The organism is Micromonospora sp. 4G55 (genome assembly GCF_016803375.1).
The window spans coordinates 1-15,672 of sequence record NZ_JAEVHN010000084.1 but is presented as its reverse complement, the minus strand read 5'-3'; the positions used below and the strand labels follow the sequence as shown (position 1 = coordinate 15,672).

Sequence of the window (15,672 nt, the reverse complement as noted above, 5' to 3'; positions counted from 1 at the left end):
CGACCCGGTTGACCACGCGGGTCTGGTCGTCGGCCCCCGGGAACGCGCCCCGCGCGCCGGGGACCGCGCCCGCGGCGGCGCCGGCCGGGGCGTCGTCGTCCTCGTCGGCGTTCTTGCGCCGCATCCAGAGCAGCACGATCGTGCCGACGCCGGCCGCGACCAGCAGGCCGCCCAGCAGGATGATCAGGAAGGAGCTGAAGCCGCCGCCGTCTTCGTTGGCTGCCGCCTGGGCCTGCGCGGTCGCTCGGCGGTCTCCTCCGTGGATTCGTCGGTCGCCTCGTCGGTGGGCAGCGGCTCCTCGGTCGCCGACGGCGTCGCGCTCGGCGAGACCTCGACCTTGATCGCGAGGGCGATCCGCTGGCCGGTCAGGCTCTGCCCGGCGCTCGCGTTGAGCGTCTTGGTCGCGACGACGTTGTCCTTGCTCGCGCCGAGATCGATCCGGCCTGGACTGATCGGCTGCGAGCTGGAGCCGGAGAAGCGGTAGTTGCCGCTGCCGTCGCTGGTGGTCTGGTACTGGTGGCCCTGCGAGTCGCGCAGCATCACCACGGCGTTGGGCACCGCGTCGCTGTTGGCGGCCACCACCACCTTGCCGGAGATCGACTTGACGGTCTGCGTCTCCTGCGGCGCGGTGGTCGTCGGTGCCGCCTTGGCCTTCACGGTCACGCTGAGCCGCTTGGAATCACCCTCGACGCGCACGCTCGCCTGAGTCCCGTTGGCCGCCGGCGCGTCGCCAGCCGCTGAGAGGGTCACGGTCACCGACTTGGGCCCCGGGATCAGGCCGCCGAAGTTCACCTCCCCGCAGCCACGGGTGCAGCTGACGCCGTCCGGAAGGCCGGTGACGCTAAGGTTCGTTTTCTCTTCGTCGCCGTCGGGCGCGACCTCGACAGTGATGCGGCTACTACCGCCAGCGTCGATGGTGACCGAGCTGTCCGATGAGGTGATCTTGGCTGCGAGGGCCGGTGTGGCGGGGACGGTGAGCAGGGCGCCGGCAACCAGCGCTACGACCACACCGGCCCGCTGCTTCCAGGCACGTCGGTGTGTTGACACGTCCACCGCCTTCCGGACTGACTTCCCGGGCCGGGTGGGCCCGGAATCATCACGGTACGAATACGCCGTCGGCAACTATGCCTTGTCTGACCGGATCAGCGCGACCCAGGGCCAGCGTCGCGGCCTCCGCCAACGAGTCGTATCGTCCCGTCGTGTCCTCTCCGCACATTAAGTCCGCCGCGGTCGCGGCGGCGTTGTCGGCGCTCGACGAGGGGCGTACGCCCGAACGGCCGGTGTACCGAGAGGCGGTCCGTGCCTTGTTGACCGCCCTCGCGGAGCGCGCCCCCGGCCGATCGGTGGAGGTGCGTGTCCCACCTTACGGTGCAGTTCAGTGCCTTCCGGGCCCCCGACACACCCGGGGCACCCCGCCGAACGTGGTGGAGATGGATCCGGCGACCTGGCTGGCGCTGGCGACCGGACGGCTCTCGTGGGCGGAAGCCGTCACCGAGGGTCGCGTACAGGTGAGTGGGAACCGGGCGGACCTCTCCGCGCATCTACCCCTCTAGCAGCGGCTCCACGGCCCTTGTGGTGACGCGCTGGAGCCAAATCGTGACTATCTGTATCGACTGCCATTCGCGTACACTGTCAGGCGACGACAGTGGTCCCGGCCGAGGAGCGCGGATCAGCACCTCTGATTCCGCCAGGCCAGTCCAGACCAGCATGAGGGAGCGGCAGGGTGCCCCGAGGCGACGGCCGGCTGAGCCACGACCTTGATCCCCAACGACCCGGCCCGCAGGACGCCTGTGGCGTCTTCGGTGTCTGGGCCCCCGGCGAAGAGGTCGCCAACCTGACCTACTTCGGCCTCTACGCGCTCCAGCACCGGGGCCAGGAGGCCGCCGGCATCGCGGTGAGCGACGGTTCCGGCGTCGTGGTCTACAAGGATCTCGGTCTGGTGGCCCAGGTCTTCGACGAGCCGACGCTGGCGAGCCTGCGCGGCCATGTCGCGATCGGGCACGCCCGTTACTCCACCACCGGCGGCTCGACCTGGGAGAACGCCCAGCCGACCATCCGGTCCACCACCTCCGGCACGACCATCGCGCTGGCCCACAACGGCAACCTGGTCAACACCGCCGAGCTGCAGAAGGAGGTCGCCGAGCGGGGTCTGGTCGCCGACGGCGCCACCAACGACACCTCGCTGGTGACCATGCTGCTGGCCAGCCGCCCCGACCTGTCCGTGGAGGCCGCCGCGCTGGAGGTGCTGCCGCAGCTGCGGGGCGCGTTCAGCTTCGTCTTCATGGACGAGTCGACGCTCTACGCGGCCCGCGACCCGCACGGCGTACGCCCGCTGGTGCTCGGCCGGCTGGAGCGCGGCTGGGTGGTGGCCAGCGAGACGGCCGCGCTGGACATCGTCGGCGCCAGCGTGGTCCGCGAGGTCGAGCCGGGTGAGCTGATCGCCATCGACGCCGACGGGCTGCGGTCGGCCCGGTTCGCCGCGCCGGAGCCCAAGGGCTGCCTCTTCGAGTACGTCTACATCGCCCGCCCGGACGCCACCATCGCCGGGCGCAACGTGCACTCCGCCCGGGTGCAGATCGGCCGCCAGCTCGCCAAGGAGCACCCGGTCGAGGCCGACCTGGTGATCCCGGTGCCGGAGTCCGGCACGCCGGCCGCGATCGGGTACGCCGAGGAGTCCGGCATCACCTACGGCGCCGGCCTGATGAAGAACCCGTACGTCGGGCGCACCTTCATCCAGCCGTCGCAGACCCTGCGCCAGCTCGGCATCCGGCTCAAGCTCAACCCGCTGCGGGAGAACGTGCGGGGCAAGCGGCTGGTGGTGGTCGACGACTCGATCGTGCGCGGCAACACCCAGCGGGCCATCGTGCGGATGCTGCGCGAGGCGGGCGCGCTGGAGGTGCACGTGCGGATCTCCTCTCCGCCCGTCAACTGGCCGTGCTTCTACGGCATCGACTTCGCCACCCGGGCCGAACTGCTGGCCAACGGGCTGGACAACGAGGGCATCCGGCGGTCGATCGGCGCGGACACCCTCGGGTACGTCTCACTCCCGGGTCTCATCGCCGCGACCGAGCAGCCCAAGACCCGGCTCTGTCGTGCCTGCTTCGACGGGGAGTACCCGATCGAGCTGCCGGCCGGGAACCTGATCGGCAAGCACGTGCTCGAAGGAGTGGGGCGGCGGGTCACGAACCAGCCCTCCGCCGACCTCGGGCACACCGCCCCATCGCTCGTCGCCACTCCCGGCGGCGCGACCGTCCACCCGTAGCACCACCGGCGCCGCCCGGCACCCCGAGTGGCACCGAGAACCAAAGGGGAGAACCGTGACGCACGTGTCCGAGCGCAGCGGCGCAGGAAGCAGCCCGACGGGCGCCGGCGGCGACCGCCAGCCCTGGACGGCCGGCTCCGGCCGCGCGGCGCGCAAACGCTCGGTCTCGTACGCGGACGCCGGTGTGTCGATCGAGGCGGGCGACCGCGCGGTCGAGCTGCTGAAGTCCAAGGTCAAGCAGACCCGGCGGCCGGAGGTCATGGGCGACCTCGGCGGCTTCGCCGGCCTGTTCCGCCTGGACACCAAGAAGTACAAGAACCCGATCCTGGCCTCGTCCACCGACGGCGTGGGCACCAAGCTGGTGATCGCGCAGCAGATGGACATCCACGACACGGTCGGCATCGACCTGGTCGCGATGGTCGTCGACGACCTGGTGGCCTGCGGCGCCGAGCCGCTGTTCCTGCTCGACTACATCGCCACCGGCGAGGTCGTGCCGGACAAGGTCGCCGAGATCGGCGCCGGCATCGCCGACGGCTGCCGGTACGCCGGCTGCGCGCTGCTCGGTGGCGAGACCGCCGAGCACCCGGGTGTGCTGCGCCCCGACGAGTACGACATCTCCGCGACCGGCGTCGGCGTGGTGGAGGAGAGCGACATCCTCAGCCCGGAGCGGGTCGAGGTCGGCGACGTGGTGATCGCCATGCGCTCCTCGGGCCTGCACTCCAACGGCTACTCCCTGGTCCGGCACGTGCTGCTCGGCGCGGGCCGGATGCGGCTGGACGTGGTGATCGAGGACTTCGGTCGGCAGCGCACCCTCGGCGAGGAGCTGCTCACCCCGACCAAGATCTACGCGCAGGACTGCCTCAAGCTGATCGCCGAGGCCGAGGTGCGGGCGCTGGCCCACGTCACCGGCGGCGGCATCCCGGGCAACCTGGTGCGGGTCCTGCCGGAGCACGTCGACGCGGTGGTCAACCGCTCCACCTGGAAGCCGCAGCCGGTCTTCGACCTGATCCAGTCCAAGGGCCGGATCGAGGACCCGGAGATGGAGGCGACCTTCAACATGGGCGTCGGCATGTTCGCGATCGTCTCGGCCGAGGACGCCGACCGGGCGCTGGCCACCCTGACCGGCCGCGGCGTCGACGCCTGGCAGGCCGGCGAGATCATCGAGGGTTCGGGCAACGTGCAGATGATCGGGCAGCACACCCGCGGGTGATCACACTGCGTTGATCATCCGGGCACCTGATCAGGGCTTCACCCGAGTGGCCATCGCCGCCTAGCCTGAAGGGTCTCAGGCACGGGGGAGGAGGGCCGATGGCTGCTCGGGCACAGTCCGTGACGGGAATGCAGGGTGTCGCCCCGGTTCCCTCGTACGTGGTGATGCAGCCGACGACCCTCTGCAACCTGGACTGCGTCTACTGCTACCTGCCGTTCCGCGCCGTCGACCGGCGGATGCCGGTGGCGGTGGCGGAGGCGGTCGCCGCCGCCGTCGGCCCGTGGGCGGCCACCGGGCGGTTCTCGGTCGTCTGGCACGGCGGTGAGCCGCTCGCGGCCGGCCGGGAGCACCTGGCCGCCCTGATGGCCCCGTTCGGGCCGCAGGTGGAGCACCACGTCCAGACCAACGCCACGCTGATCGACGACGCCTGGTGCGCGTTCTTCGTCGAGCACGGGATGCGGGTGAGCGTGAGCGTGGACGGCCCCCGGGAGCGCAACGGCGACCGGGTGACCCGGGCCGGGCAGCCGGCGTACGACCGGATCGTGCGCGGAGTGGCGGCGCTGCGCCGGCACGGCCTGCCGTTCTCGGCGCTCGCCGTGGTGAGCCGGCCCGCCCCCGGCTACGCCACCGACCTGTACGACTACTTCCTCGACCTCGGCTGCGACGTGCTCGGCGTCAACATCGAGGAGACCGAGGGGGTCAACACCCGGGGCAACGCGCACGACGCGGCGACGGTGACCGCGTTCTGGGCGGAGCTGGTCGCGGCCTGGCGCCGGGCGCCCCGCATCCACCTGCGGGAGGTGGAGTGGTCGCTGCGCTACGCCGCGGCGGTGCTGGACGGCGCAGCCGACGACCTGCTGCCCCGGCAGCTCGACCCGATCCCCACGATCGGCCACGACGGCTCGGTGACCGTGCTCTCGCCCGAGCTGGCCGGCTTCACCCACCCCCGCTACGGCGACTTCAGCAGCGGCAACGTGCTGGCGACCCCGCTGGCCGAGATCCTGGCCGGCGCGGCGGGCACGCCGTGGGTCGGCGAGTTCCTGGCCGGGGTCGAGGCGTGCCGGTCGTCCTGCCCGTACTTCGGCTTCTGCGGTGGCGGCCACGCGGCCAACCGTTACTTCGAGCTGGGGCGTTTTGACGGTACGGAGACCGAGCACTGCCGCAACAGCAAGATCCGCCTATTGGAGGGAGTGTTGGAGCATGCCCGAGACCACGAGTCACCGGCAGCCTGAGCACGTCGGGAGAGGTGCCGTCGATCCGGTCGTGGACCGGGTCCGGCAGGCCGCCCCGGGGCTTACCGCCCTGCTCCACGAGGCCGAGGCTGCGCGTCGGTCCCGGGCGGAGGTGGCGGGTTCCGACGGGGCCGGCGCGGTCTGCGCCTGGAACCACTTCGAGAACATCCCGACGTTCTACAACTGGAACAACCGCCCGCGCTGAACAGGCCGCGATCAGGGACCTGCCGGCCGGCCGAAGAGCGTTCCGGCGGGGCAAGGTCCCTGATCGTCGGTCGTGGCGCCGCTTCTGTCGGGCACATGCGTGAGCACGCGGGGAGTTACCGCGTGCTCAGATGCGACCGGAGGTCAGCGGGTTGGAGGAACCCAGGGATCCGGGTCGTCGTCCGCGTGATCCTCATCATCGTCGTCGACATACTCTTTGTAGTCGTCGTCGAAGTTGTGCTCAGACTTACCAGCACCCGCCAGTTCGCGCTGCAAGGCGGTGAGGTCGGTGTTCGGGGAGTGGTACTTCAACTCCCGGGCCACCTTCGTCTGCTTGGCCTTAGCACGGCCGCGCCCCATGGCTCGACCCCCTCGCACAGAATGCGGGGCAGCCCGAAGGCGGGCCCCGATGACGTCAGGCATCTCTCGTGGCTCTTACGGTACATGGGGATGCCACCGTTCGGCACCTCGGGTTACCGTCAGCCGGCCCTGCGCGTCGCAGCGATCCGGCCGTCACCGAGTGTACCCGGTAAGGAGCGGATGCCGGGGCCGGCCGTGACACCGGACAGATCGTGACGAACTCCCCGAATAGAGCTTACTCGGGGGTGCCCCGGGGCGCGGGGCGGTGCCCGCACCCCGGGGGCCGTCGTCAGCGCAGGAGGATGGTGCGCAGCCGGCCCACGTCGGCCATCCGGCGCTCGGCCAGCCGGTCGGCGGCCACCGCCGGCGGCACGCCCTCGTCGTCGGCGAGCTGCAGGATCTCCCGGGTGGTGTCGTAGATCTTCGTGGCGCGCAGCTTGGCCCGCTCGAAGTTGAAGCCCTCGATCTCGTCGGCGACCTGGATCACGCCGCCGGCGTTCACCACGTAGTCGGGGGTGTAGAGGATGCCCCGGTCGGCGAGCAGCTTCTCGATGCCCGGGTGGGCGAGCTGGTTGTTGGCCGCCCCGGTGACGACCTTGGCGCGCAGCGCCGGCACGGTGTCGTCGTTGAGGGCGCCGCCCAGCGCGCACGGGGCGTACACGTCGATGTCGGCGGCGACGAGCGCGGAGGCGTCGTCGACCAGCTCGACCTGCGGGTGGGTGGTGCGCACCCACTCCAGGGCCTTCGGGTTGACGTCGGTCGCCACGACCTCGGCGCCGTCGTCGAGCAGGTGCTTGGTGAGGTACTTGCCGACCTTGCCCAGGCCCGCCACGCCGACCCGCTTGCCGGCCAGCGTCGGCGCGCCCCAGACGTGCTCGGCGGCGGCGCGCATGCCCTGGAACACGCCCCAGGCGGTGAGGATCGAGGAGTCGCCGGCGCCGCCGTGCTCCACGCTGCGGCCGGTGACGTAGCGCGTCTCCCGGGCGATCACGTCCATGTCGGCGACGTAGGTGCCGACGTCGCAGGCGGTGTAGTAGCGGCCGGCCAGCGACTCGACGAACCGGCCGTACGCGCGCAGCAGCGCCTCGCTCTTGATCTGCTCCGGGTCGCCCCAGATGACCGCCTTGCCGCCGCCCAGGTCCAGCCCGGCGAGGGCGTTCTTGTACGCCATGCCGCGGGACAGGTCGAGCACGTCCGCCAGCGCCGCCTCCTCGCTGGCGTACGGGTAGAACCGGGTGCCGCCGAGCGCGGGGCCCAGCGCGGTCGAGTAGATGCCGATGATCGCCTTGAGGCCGGTCTGCTTGTCCTGGCAGAACACGACCTGTTCGTGACCGGTCGATCCCGGATCGTCGGTGCTCGCGAATACGCCCATGGCTTGCTCCTGTTTCGGTGTGCGCCCTTGTGGGACGCGGACCTGGTGGACGCCGGCGGGATGCTGCCGGTGCTGCTGAGCCTAATATCGGTCCACGCCGCACCGCCGTCCACGTCATGCCTGCCGGACGCTGACGGCGCTGGGGCCCCGTCTCGTGGGAGGATCGCGCCGTGCCGTCGCTCTTCGCTGCTTATCTGCGCGTCTACGAGCCGCTGACCGCCTTCGACCGGGACCGTCAGTCGTACTGGCGGCGCTACGTGCGGGAGGGGCGGGCGGTCGCCCCGCTGGAAGGCCCCGGACGGCAGCGCACCTCGGTGATCGAGGCGCTCGGCGCGGGCTGGACCCGACTGCCCGACCTGCCGGACGAGGCGTACGTCCTGGAGGCCGACGACACGCTGCTGGTCTGCCCGTGGAATCTGCGGATCCGGGTGGCCGAGGCGGCGCTCAGCGCGCGGGACGGGGTGCCGTCGGTGCTCGCCGACGCGTTCGTCCCGCCCGTGCTGGCGGGTCAGGCCAAGGCGGTGGTCGACGACTGGCGCAGCGGGGCGCGGGTGCTCGAACACGGCGTCCCGCGGCTGCACGAGCAGATCGCCACCTGGGGTGTGCCGCTACGGTGGTTCGTGCTCTTCGAGCCGGCGGAGCGGGACCTGGTCACCCACCCCGGGCGGCGGGCGCTGCGCTACCGCACCGAGATCTCGAAGGCCCGCCGCCGGTCGTCCCGGGCCTTGTCCGTGCTGCGCAAGTCGGTCGGGGAGGCACCCATCACCGAGGCGGTCGAGGAGGCCGCCCGCTGGCTGGAGGAGTTCCATCCGCGCTCGGTGGTGGAGCTGGACTACGGCGGCCTGGTGCAGCTGCTCTCCGACGAGACGCTGACTGCGGACGACTCGACGGAGCTGGTCGCCGCCGGCCTGGCCGGGCTCGCCCGGGGCGAGGCGGAGGAGGCCTCCGCGGCGTACGACCGGCTGGTGGCCCGCTGGCGTGCGGTGCAGCTGCTCGAGCGGTGCAACTGACCACGAATCCACCCAGCGATGCGGTCAGATACGAGGCAATCTCGTAGTTGACGCATCACGAACCGTGATCATGAGTCCGAATAAGGTACTTTCTGCCGTGTAAAAGTCAGATAAATCGGGCATGGTTCATCCGTCCGTCTAGGGACCTTCGGCCGTTCGGCCCATGTCGGACATCGGGGACTAGCCGGACCATGGGAGACGCGTCGCCGGCGGGACCCCGGCCGATGTCTATACATGTGGAGGAGTGACCGATGGCATCGCGAACGCACGAACCAGAGCCGCTACTCACGCCGGCCGAGGTGGCGTCGATGTTCCGTGTCGACCCGAAGACGGTGACCCGGTGGGCCAAGGCGGGAAAGCTCAGCGCGATCCGGACCCTGGGCGGCCACCGTCGGTACCGTGAGTCGGAGGTTCGGGCCCTGCTTCAGGGGCAGATCCCGCAGCAGCGTCAGGGAGACTGACCTACCGACACCGAGAAGCGTTCCGGTCTCAGGGGCGGGCGGACGTCGCGACAGCGACGATCCACCGCCCCTGAACCATGTCCGGGGCTCCGACGCTCACTCCTGGACGGTGATCCGGATCCCGATCGTGCCCCGCTCGCCCCGCCGCAGCCGGCTGCCCAGCAGGCTGAGCCGGCCCAGCAGCCGGTACTTCCGCTTGATGAGGTCGCGGACCCGCTTGGTCTCCTCCGGGGCGCTGAGCACGGCGTGCCCCGGGACCGCCGTGCCGCGCGGGCGGCCCCGCACGTCGCAGGGGGCCACCGTCACCGTGCCGTCGCGCCGGATCCGCTTCACCTTGCCTGAGTCCGCCGCCGTCCAGACCGCCAGCGTGTCGCCGTCGCGCACCGCCCAGACCGGGGTCGGCACGGCCCGACCGTCCTTGCGGAACGTCGTCAGCAGGACGTACTTCTCCGCCGCCAGGCGGTCCAGGTCGGTCACGCCGCCCAGGATACGACCGCGACAGGTCCCGGCCGCACGGATAGCGTGAACCCCGTGACCGGGGAACCGAGGATCGGCGACGTGTTCGGCGAGATGCTGCGGGACGCGTACGCCGTGCACACCGGGATCGGTCCCCGACCGCTGGTGGGCGGGCGGCTGCCCCGACCGGTCATCGAGATCATCGAACGGGAGGACGGGCTGATCAACGGCGCGCCCGCCGCGCACTACCTCGACGGGCCGCAGGACTGGCAGCCGTACGACCACCGGGCCGTGGACCGGGTCCGGGGGGCGACGCTCGACATCGGCGTCGGGGGCGGGCGGATCGCGCTGCTGCTCCAGGAGCGCGGCGTACCAGTGACCGGGCTGGACACCTCGGTCGGCGCGCTGCGGGTGTGCCGGCACCGCGGGGTGCGCGACCTCGTCCTCGGCACGGTCGACGAGCACGCCGCCGACGGCCGGCGGTACGACACGTTCCTGCTGCTCGGCAACAACCTGGGGCTGATCGAGGGGCGGCACCGGGCGGCGGCGTTCCTGGCCGCGCTGGCCGCGATGGCCGCCCCCGGCGCGCAGGTCATCGCGCACGGCACCGACCCGTACGGCACCAAGGACCCGGTGCACACCGGCTACCACGAGCTCAACCGGCGGCGCGGCCGGTTCGGCGGCCAGCTGCGGCTGCGGCTGCGCTACCGCGAGCTGGGCACGGAATGGTTCGACTACCTCGTCTGCTCGGCCGAGGAACTGGCCGAGCTGGTCCGGGACACCGCCTGGCGGCTGACCGACGTGGACGACCGGGACGCCCCGTACTATCTGGCCACCCTGCGGCTGGCGGGCTGAGCGCGCCGCCGGGACCCCGGACCGGGGCCCCGGCGCGGGCCTACACCTGCACGGTCGGGGGCAGCTGCTCCGGCGGGAGCCCGCCGTCGCCGTCGACCACCTCGTCCGGGGTGCCGTCCTCGTCGATGTCGACCATCGTGATGTCGACCTTGCCGTCACCGTCGGTGTCGAACTGGAACAGGTCGGCCTTGCCGTCGCCGTCGGTGTCGACCACCCACACGTCGGTCTTCCCGTCGTTGTTGGTGTCGGCGCGGAGCAGGTCGACACGCTCGTCGCCGCGCGTCTCCACGGTCTCCCCACCCTCGCTGGTGCCGGTGCCGTCCACGGTCTCCGGTGCCTGGCTCATGCGCTACGTCCTTCCGTTGACGTTGAGGGCCGTCTGTACCCGGTCCGGCGGTCCCCCACGCATGCCGCCCGGGGCACTGCTGCATAGGGTCGCACCCAGGAGCGGGCGGCAGGGCGCGACGGAGACCCCGGCGCGTCGCCGCGCGCAGCGAGGGAGCGTCATGAGTGGTCGTTTTGTCGTCGTCGGTGCCGGCACGATGGGGCTCGGGATCGCCTACGTCGCCGCCGGCGCGGGACACGCCGTCGAACTGGTCGAGGTGGACCGGGGCCGGTCGGAGGCGGCGGCCGCGCGCCTCGGTGAGCTGTGGGACCGGGCCGTGCAACGCGGGAAGCTGGGCGCCGACGAGGCAGCCGGGCACCGCGCCCGGGTGACCCTGCGCGCGGCGCTGGGTGAGGTCGCGCCGGAGCCGGACGTGGTCGTGGAGGCGGTGCCCGAGCGGCTCGACCTGAAGCGCGCCGTGCTGCGCGAGGCCGAAGGGCTGCGCCCGGTGCTGCTGGGCAGCAACACCTCCAGCATCCCGATCGCCGAGCTGGCCGACCCGCTGGAACGGCCGGAGCGCTTCCTCGGACTGCACTTCTTCAACCCGGTCTGGGCGATGGCCCTGCTGGAGGTCGTGGTGGGCCCGGCGACCGCCCGGGAGACCACCGAGGCGGCCGTCGCGCTCGCCGGCCGGCTCGGCAAGGACCCCGTCGTCGTACGCGACATGCCCGGCTTCGCCACCTCCCGGCTCGGGGTCACCCTCGGACTGGAGGCGATCCGGATGGTCGCCGACGAGGTGGCCGGCCCCGCCGACATCGACAAGGCGATGGTGCTCGGCTACCGGCACCCGGTCGGCCCGCTGGAGCTCACCGACCTGGTCGGACTGGACGTCCGGCTCGACATCGCGCGCACCCTCCAGGCCGCCTACGGCGAACGCTTCGCGCCGCCGCCGCTGCTGGTGGAGATGGTGGCCGCCGGGAAGCTCGGCAAGAAGTCCGGCCAGGGCTTCTACCGCTGGGTGGACGGCCGGAAGGCCGACGGGGACGGAGCGGGCCGGTGAGCGGGCTGCGGATCGAGGAGCTGCCGGACCGGCTGGTGGTGACGCTGGATCGGCCCGAGAAGCGCAACGCGATCGACGCCGACCTGATCGGCGAACTGCACGAGGTCTGCGCCGAGCTGGAGGCCCGTCCCCGGCTGCTGCTGCTCACCGGCGGCGCCGAGGGCATCTTCGCCGGCGGGGCGGACATCGGCCAGCTGCGCGAGCGCGGCCGGACCGACGCGCTCGCCGCGATCAACCAGGCGGCCTTCGCCCGGATCCGGGCCCTGCCGATGCCGAGCGTGGCCGCGGTGGACGGGCCGGCGCTGGGCGGTGGCGCCGAGCTGGCGTACGCGTGCGATCTGCGGGTCTGCACGGCCCGGGCGGTCTTCGGCCAGCCCGAGGTGCGGCTGGGCATCCTGGCCGGCGCCGGCGCGACCTACCGGCTGCCCGCGCTGGTCGGCGAGGCCCGCGCCAAGGAGCTGCTCTTCACCGGCCGGCGGGTGGACGCCGAGGAGGCGCTGCGGATCGGCCTGGTCAACCGGGTGGTGGCCGAACCGGCCGAGCTGCTGCCGAGCGCGCACGAGCTGATCGACGAGATGGCGAAGGGCTCGGCGCTGGCGCTGCGGCTGACCAAGCTGGCGGTGGACGCGCCGCCGGCCGCACACCCGCACCTCGACCTGGTCAGCCAGGCGGTGCTCTTCGAGGACGAGGAGAAGCGGCGGCGGATGACCGAGTTCCTGGAGCGGCGCCGCTCCCGCTGACCCACCCCGTACGCGCGACGGCCGCACCGGATGTCCCGGTGCGGCCGTCGTCGTCGGTGCTCAGTGCCGGATCGGCACGTCCGCGTCGTCCAACGCCCGGATCAGTCCGGCGGACTCGGCGAAGCCGATGACCAGCACCGCCTCCGGGGCGTAGCTCTTGATCTCCTTCGCGGTGCCGACGAAGTCGACGCCGTCGGCGCCCTCGCCGTCCGCCGGCGGCTCGTAGGTCAGCAGCTTCACCCGGTCGCTGCCGAAGCCGGCCCGCTCCAGCTCGGCGCGGACGGTCTCCTGGAGACCCTCACCGTAGGAGTCCTTACGGGCTACTACGACGATCTTGTGCGGACCGTCCCGCAGTATCACGTCGGCCAGCGCCCGACCCTGGAGGCTGTCCGGCGGAGCGGTGCGGAAGTAGAGGCCCTTGTCGTCGGCCTTGGTCAGCCCCGAGTCGGTGTTCGACGGGGAGAACAGGATCCGCCCCGCGGCGACCACGTCCGGCAGCACCGAGCTGGAGATGCCGGAGCCGCCGGCGCCGATGATGACCTGCACCTTGTTGCGGATGTGCGAGGCGACCGTGGCCTTGGCGACCGTCGGGCTGGTGCCGTCGTCGCCGTCGATCCAGACCATCGGCTCGCCCAGCACGCCGCCGGCGGCGTTGATCTCCCTGACCGCCAGCGCCGCGCCCGCCGCGATCGGCGGGTTGGCCAGGGCCAGGTCACCGGTCTTCGGCAGCAGGCCGCCGAGGATCAGCGGGGAGCCGTCGCTGCGGTCGTTCTTGCCGCCGCGCTGCTTCTTGGGCTTCGGCGGGGCCTTGGTGCTCGCCGCGGTCTCGAAGCCCGCGCCGACGAACTCGGTCTTCGCGTCGTTGATCTTCTGGGCGTCGAAGTGCAGCGTCGCGTAGCTGGCGGTGGCCGGCTCGCCCTCGTCCGTGAAGCCGGCCCGGGTCAGCGACGGGCCGCGGTATTCCACGTCCTGCCCGTCGCGGGCCAGGGCCAGGCAGGTCTCGGCGTCCGAGCAGCGCTGACCGTTGGTGGTCACGCCGACTATCTGCTTGGCGATGTCCGCCGGGTCGGTACTGCCGGCGAGCTGCGCCGCCAATGCGCTGATCATCACCGCGTCGTACGCCTCGGCGGAGTAGAGGAAGTCGGTCAGCTTGGGGTCGACCGCCAGTAGCCGGTCCTTGAAGTCGTCCGTCAGCGGCGTCAGCGGGGTTGTGCCCTTCATGCCGTCGACCAGGTCGGCGCGCTCCTTCAGCTCGCCGGCGAAGGAGTTCAGCATGTTGCCGTCGGTGCCGTACAGACGCACCTGTTGGGTGGCTGTGTCTTCGGGCTTGTCGGTCGTCCCGCAGGCGCTGGTGACGAGCAGGAACGCCGCACCCGCCGCCAGGATGGCAGCGCGCGGGCCGCGTGTTACGAGCATGGTCGTCCTTACCTTTGGGGAGTTCCGCTGGGCACCATAGCGCGCCGGGGCGGCGCGTGGGAGCGTGGATGCCACCGGTAGGCGTCGGCCATCCGTCACGGATACGCTCCGTGATCAACGGGCTGTTCCGGGTCACCGCTTGACCCGCCCTCCTACTGTGCGGCAGGTGACCGAAGTACCTGACCAGACGCTCGACGACGCGACCGCCGTGCTCCGTTCGGCGCTGGCCGGGGATGGTGACGCGGTGGTGGGAACGTTCGACGCCGTGGTCGACCGGTCCGGGCTCGCCGGGGCGTACGGGGTGGCCTGGTGCCTGGCCGCCACCATGGTCGGCGACCCGCCGCCACCCGGCGCCTGCGCGCTGGACTTTCCCGGCATCGACGAGGCCGGTTACGACACCCGCTGGGTGGCCCGCTTCGTCAGCGCGTACGCCAACCACGACGCGGACACCGGCGAGGCGCTGTTCGGGGCGGCGGCCGCCGACGGCCTGCTGCCGGACTGTCTGCTCACCCTCGCCGGCTCGACCGTGGCCACCCTGCGCAGTCGGGCCGGTTGACGGCGCGGCGCCCGGTTCGGGCGCCGCGCCGGCCTCCCTCAGTACGCGTGGTACGCCACCAGCGGCTCGTACTCGTAGCGCAGCGTCTCGAAGCGGACCTGGAACCGGACCCCGTCCCGCACGTTCGTCGCCACGGTGATGAAGCCCGACTTCGACGGCAGGTACGTCCGGTAGTTGCACTTGTCCGTCTTGTCCACGAAGATCACGCACGCCTCGACGCCGAACTCGCTGGCGTTGCGGACGTTGATGTCCTTGCACCGGGTGCTGGTGCGGTACGGGCCGGCGTCGCCGCCCCAGCCGCCGGTCTGGAAGTACGAGCGGACCGCGCCGCCGTAGCAGGTGGCGTACGACCCGAACAGGTTGGTCTCGGGGGCGGCCTGTGCGGGGGAGCCGAGGGCGAGCAGCGACAGCGCCGCCGTGGTTGCCGCCAGGCGGGCGACCGGGGATGCCATGCGGTTGCCTCCAGGGATGGGGGTGCACCCTGCGTTGCGGACAGGGTGCCGAGCGTGGTGATGGTACCGGCGGTTCGTCCGCAGTGGACCATCCCGTCGATGTGATAGCTCTGGTGACATGTCCGAGGCCATGCTGAGCAAGGTGCGCAAGTTGCTGGCCAAGGCCGAGGACCCGGCCTGCACGCCCGCCGAGTCGGCGGCCTTCACCGCCAAGGCCACCGAGCTGATCGCCCGCTACGGCGTCGACCGGGCGCTGCTGGCCGCCCGCGACCCGGCCACCGACCCGGTCGGCGACCGGGTGGTCGACGTCGTCGCCCCGTACGCGCGGGACAAGGCCGGGCTGCTCGCCGCGGTCGCCGACCCGCTGCGCTGCCGCTGCGTACGCCGGGGCCCCGGGGGCGACGGCTTCGCCCTGCACCTGTTCGGCTTCGCCAGCGACCTGGAACGGGTCGACCTGCTCTTCACGTCGCTGCTGGTGCAGGCCGCGCACGGGGCTGTCCGGCACGGCCGTGCCGGCCGGCGAGCATCCGGCCGCCTTCCGCCGCTCCTGGGCTGGCCGGTTTCGCCCGGGTGGTCGGGGAGCGGCTGCGGGCCGCCGAGGCGGGCGCGGTGGCCGAACGGGACGGCCCCTCGGTCGCGCTGGTCCTCGCGGACCGCTCGGACCGGGTGGCGCGCCGGGTGACCGAGGTCTACCCGAGGCT

At 72.1% G+C, this 15,672-nt stretch carries 19 protein-coding genes; 12 read left to right on the top strand and 7 right to left on the bottom strand.

Annotation, left to right across the window (positions count from 1 at the left end):
* Positions 1-183: 183 nt before the first annotated feature.
* Positions 184-1,008, bottom strand: a complete 825-nt coding sequence (locus tag JNW89_RS10335; RefSeq protein WP_238448726.1) for a carboxypeptidase-like regulatory domain-containing protein — start codon at positions 1,006-1,008, stop codon at positions 184-186.
* A gap of 191 nt (positions 1,009-1,199) precedes the next feature.
* Between JNW89_RS10335 and JNW89_RS10330 the strand changes: the two genes are divergently transcribed.
* From JNW89_RS10330 to amcA, 5 genes are all read left to right on the top strand, one after another.
* Positions 1,200-1,553 carry a sterol carrier family protein gene (locus tag JNW89_RS10330; RefSeq protein WP_210774374.1) on the top strand — a complete coding sequence of 118 codons (354 nt, stop codon included), beginning with the start codon at positions 1,200-1,202 and terminating at the stop codon, positions 1,551-1,553.
* Between the two features lie 170 nt (positions 1,554-1,723).
* Positions 1,724-3,262, top strand: a complete 1,539-nt coding sequence (purF, locus tag JNW89_RS10325) for an amidophosphoribosyltransferase (protein WP_238448725.1) — start codon at positions 1,724-1,726, stop codon at positions 3,260-3,262.
* Between the two features lie 55 nt (positions 3,263-3,317).
* Positions 3,318-4,472 (top strand): phosphoribosylformylglycinamidine cyclo-ligase, encoded by a 1,155-nt coding sequence (purM, locus tag JNW89_RS10320; protein ID WP_238448724.1) that lies wholly within the window; start codon positions 3,318-3,320, stop codon positions 4,470-4,472.
* A gap of 128 nt (positions 4,473-4,600) precedes the next feature.
* Positions 4,601-5,704 (top strand): cyclophane-forming radical SAM peptide maturase AmcB, encoded by a 1,104-nt coding sequence (gene amcB / locus JNW89_RS10315; protein ID WP_305070509.1) that lies wholly within the window; start codon positions 4,601-4,603, stop codon positions 5,702-5,704.
* Entirely contained in the window at positions 5,673-5,909 is a 237-nt protein-coding gene (gene amcA, locus JNW89_RS10310) for a multiple cyclophane-containing RiPP AmcA (protein ID WP_238448722.1), read from the top strand. Before amcB ends, amcA begins: the two co-directional genes overlap by 32 nt.
* Before the next feature lie 143 nt (positions 5,910-6,052).
* Here amcA and JNW89_RS10305 read toward each other — a convergent pair whose 3' ends face one another.
* Positions 6,053-6,268: a DUF3073 domain-containing protein gene (locus tag JNW89_RS10305; RefSeq protein WP_179802609.1), complete on the bottom strand. Its 216-nt coding sequence runs from the start codon at positions 6,266-6,268 to the stop codon at positions 6,053-6,055.
* A 289-nt stretch (positions 6,269-6,557) separates the two neighbouring features.
* Complete coding sequence (locus JNW89_RS10300; protein WP_238448721.1) at positions 6,558-7,640, bottom strand: Glu/Leu/Phe/Val dehydrogenase; 1,083 nt, start codon at positions 7,638-7,640, stop codon at positions 6,558-6,560.
* A gap of 170 nt (positions 7,641-7,810) precedes the next feature.
* On the opposite strand from JNW89_RS10300, the gene JNW89_RS10295 reads away from it, so the two are divergent.
* On the top strand, positions 7,811-8,650 hold the full coding sequence (locus tag JNW89_RS10295; RefSeq protein WP_238448720.1) for a hypothetical protein: 840 nt from the start codon (positions 7,811-7,813) through the stop codon (positions 8,648-8,650).
* A gap of 251 nt (positions 8,651-8,901) precedes the next feature.
* Positions 8,902-9,111 (top strand): BldC family transcriptional regulator, encoded by a 210-nt coding sequence (locus tag JNW89_RS10290; RefSeq protein WP_007073996.1) that lies wholly within the window; start codon positions 8,902-8,904, stop codon positions 9,109-9,111.
* 96 nt (positions 9,112-9,207) lie between these two features.
* Here the strand turns inward: JNW89_RS10290 and JNW89_RS10285 are convergent, their stop codons facing one another.
* A complete protein-coding gene (locus JNW89_RS10285) occupies positions 9,208-9,588 on the bottom strand; it encodes a PPOX class F420-dependent oxidoreductase (protein ID WP_238448719.1) in 381 nt (126 codons plus the stop codon).
* 54 nt (positions 9,589-9,642) lie between these two features.
* Here JNW89_RS10285 and JNW89_RS10280 point away from each other — a divergent pair, with 54 nt between their 5' ends.
* On the top strand, positions 9,643-10,422 hold the full coding sequence (locus JNW89_RS10280) for a methyltransferase domain-containing protein (RefSeq protein WP_238448718.1): 780 nt from the start codon (positions 9,643-9,645) through the stop codon (positions 10,420-10,422).
* 40 nt (positions 10,423-10,462) lie between these two features.
* On the opposite strand, the gene JNW89_RS10275 is transcribed toward JNW89_RS10280, so the two are convergent.
* A complete protein-coding gene (locus JNW89_RS10275) occupies positions 10,463-10,768 on the bottom strand; it encodes a hypothetical protein (RefSeq protein WP_154940649.1) in 306 nt (101 codons plus the stop codon).
* Positions 10,769-10,928: 160 nt separating this feature from the next.
* Between JNW89_RS10275 and JNW89_RS10270 the strand changes: the two genes are divergently transcribed.
* On the top strand, positions 10,929-11,807 hold the full coding sequence (locus tag JNW89_RS10270; RefSeq protein ID WP_238448717.1) for a 3-hydroxyacyl-CoA dehydrogenase family protein: 879 nt from the start codon (positions 10,929-10,931) through the stop codon (positions 11,805-11,807).
* On the top strand, positions 11,804-12,547 hold the full coding sequence (locus JNW89_RS10265) for an enoyl-CoA hydratase/isomerase family protein (RefSeq protein ID WP_238448716.1): 744 nt from the start codon (positions 11,804-11,806) through the stop codon (positions 12,545-12,547). Before JNW89_RS10270 ends, JNW89_RS10265 begins: the two co-directional genes overlap by 4 nt.
* A 60-nt stretch (positions 12,548-12,607) precedes the next feature.
* Here JNW89_RS10265 and JNW89_RS10260 read toward each other — a convergent pair whose 3' ends face one another.
* The gene (locus JNW89_RS10260) at positions 12,608-13,963 is read right to left on the bottom strand and encodes an ABC transporter substrate-binding protein (protein WP_238448715.1); all 1,356 of its coding nucleotides are present in this window, start codon (positions 13,961-13,963) and stop codon (positions 12,608-12,610) included.
* Positions 13,964-14,129: 166 nt separating this feature from the next.
* Between JNW89_RS10260 and JNW89_RS10255 the strand changes: the two genes are divergently transcribed.
* Positions 14,130-14,519, top strand: a complete 390-nt coding sequence (locus tag JNW89_RS10255; protein WP_154940641.1) for a hypothetical protein — start codon at positions 14,130-14,132, stop codon at positions 14,517-14,519.
* 38 nt (positions 14,520-14,557) lie between these two features.
* Here the strand turns inward: JNW89_RS10255 and JNW89_RS10250 are convergent, their stop codons facing one another.
* Positions 14,558-14,971, bottom strand: coding sequence for a hypothetical protein (locus JNW89_RS10250; protein WP_238448714.1), 414 nt, complete (start codon positions 14,969-14,971; stop codon positions 14,558-14,560).
* A 118-nt stretch (positions 14,972-15,089) separates the two neighbouring features.
* On the opposite strand from JNW89_RS10250, the gene JNW89_RS10245 reads away from it, so the two are divergent.
* Complete coding sequence (locus JNW89_RS10245) at positions 15,090-15,653, top strand: DUF2786 domain-containing protein (protein WP_238448713.1); 564 nt, start codon at positions 15,090-15,092, stop codon at positions 15,651-15,653.
* Positions 15,654-15,672: the final 19 nt, after the last annotated feature.

Coding starts and splice junctions, on each gene's coding strand:
- amcB (WP_305070509.1), top strand. CDS start 4,601: ATGCAGGGTGTCGCCCCGGTTCCCTCGTACGTGGTGATGCAGCCGACG.
- JNW89_RS10250 (WP_238448714.1), bottom strand. CDS start 14,971: ATGGCATCCCCGGTCGCCCGCCTGGCGGCAACCACGGCGGCGCTGTCG.
- JNW89_RS10260 (WP_238448715.1), bottom strand. CDS start 13,963: ATGCTCGTAACACGCGGCCCGCGCGCTGCCATCCTGGCGGCGGGTGCG.
- JNW89_RS10275 (WP_154940649.1), bottom strand. CDS start 10,768: ATGAGCCAGGCACCGGAGACCGTGGACGGCACCGGCACCAGCGAGGGT.
- JNW89_RS10290 (WP_007073996.1), top strand. CDS start 8,902: ATGGCATCGCGAACGCACGAACCAGAGCCGCTACTCACGCCGGCCGAG.
- JNW89_RS10305 (WP_179802609.1), bottom strand. CDS start 6,268: ATGGGGCGCGGCCGTGCTAAGGCCAAGCAGACGAAGGTGGCCCGGGAG.
- amcA (WP_238448722.1), top strand. CDS start 5,673: ATGCCCGAGACCACGAGTCACCGGCAGCCTGAGCACGTCGGGAGAGGT.
- JNW89_RS10270 (WP_238448717.1), top strand. CDS start 10,929: ATGAGTGGTCGTTTTGTCGTCGTCGGTGCCGGCACGATGGGGCTCGGG.
- JNW89_RS10300 (WP_238448721.1), bottom strand. CDS start 7,640: ATGGGCGTATTCGCGAGCACCGACGATCCGGGATCGACCGGTCACGAA.
- JNW89_RS10245 (WP_238448713.1), top strand. CDS start 15,090: ATGTCCGAGGCCATGCTGAGCAAGGTGCGCAAGTTGCTGGCCAAGGCC.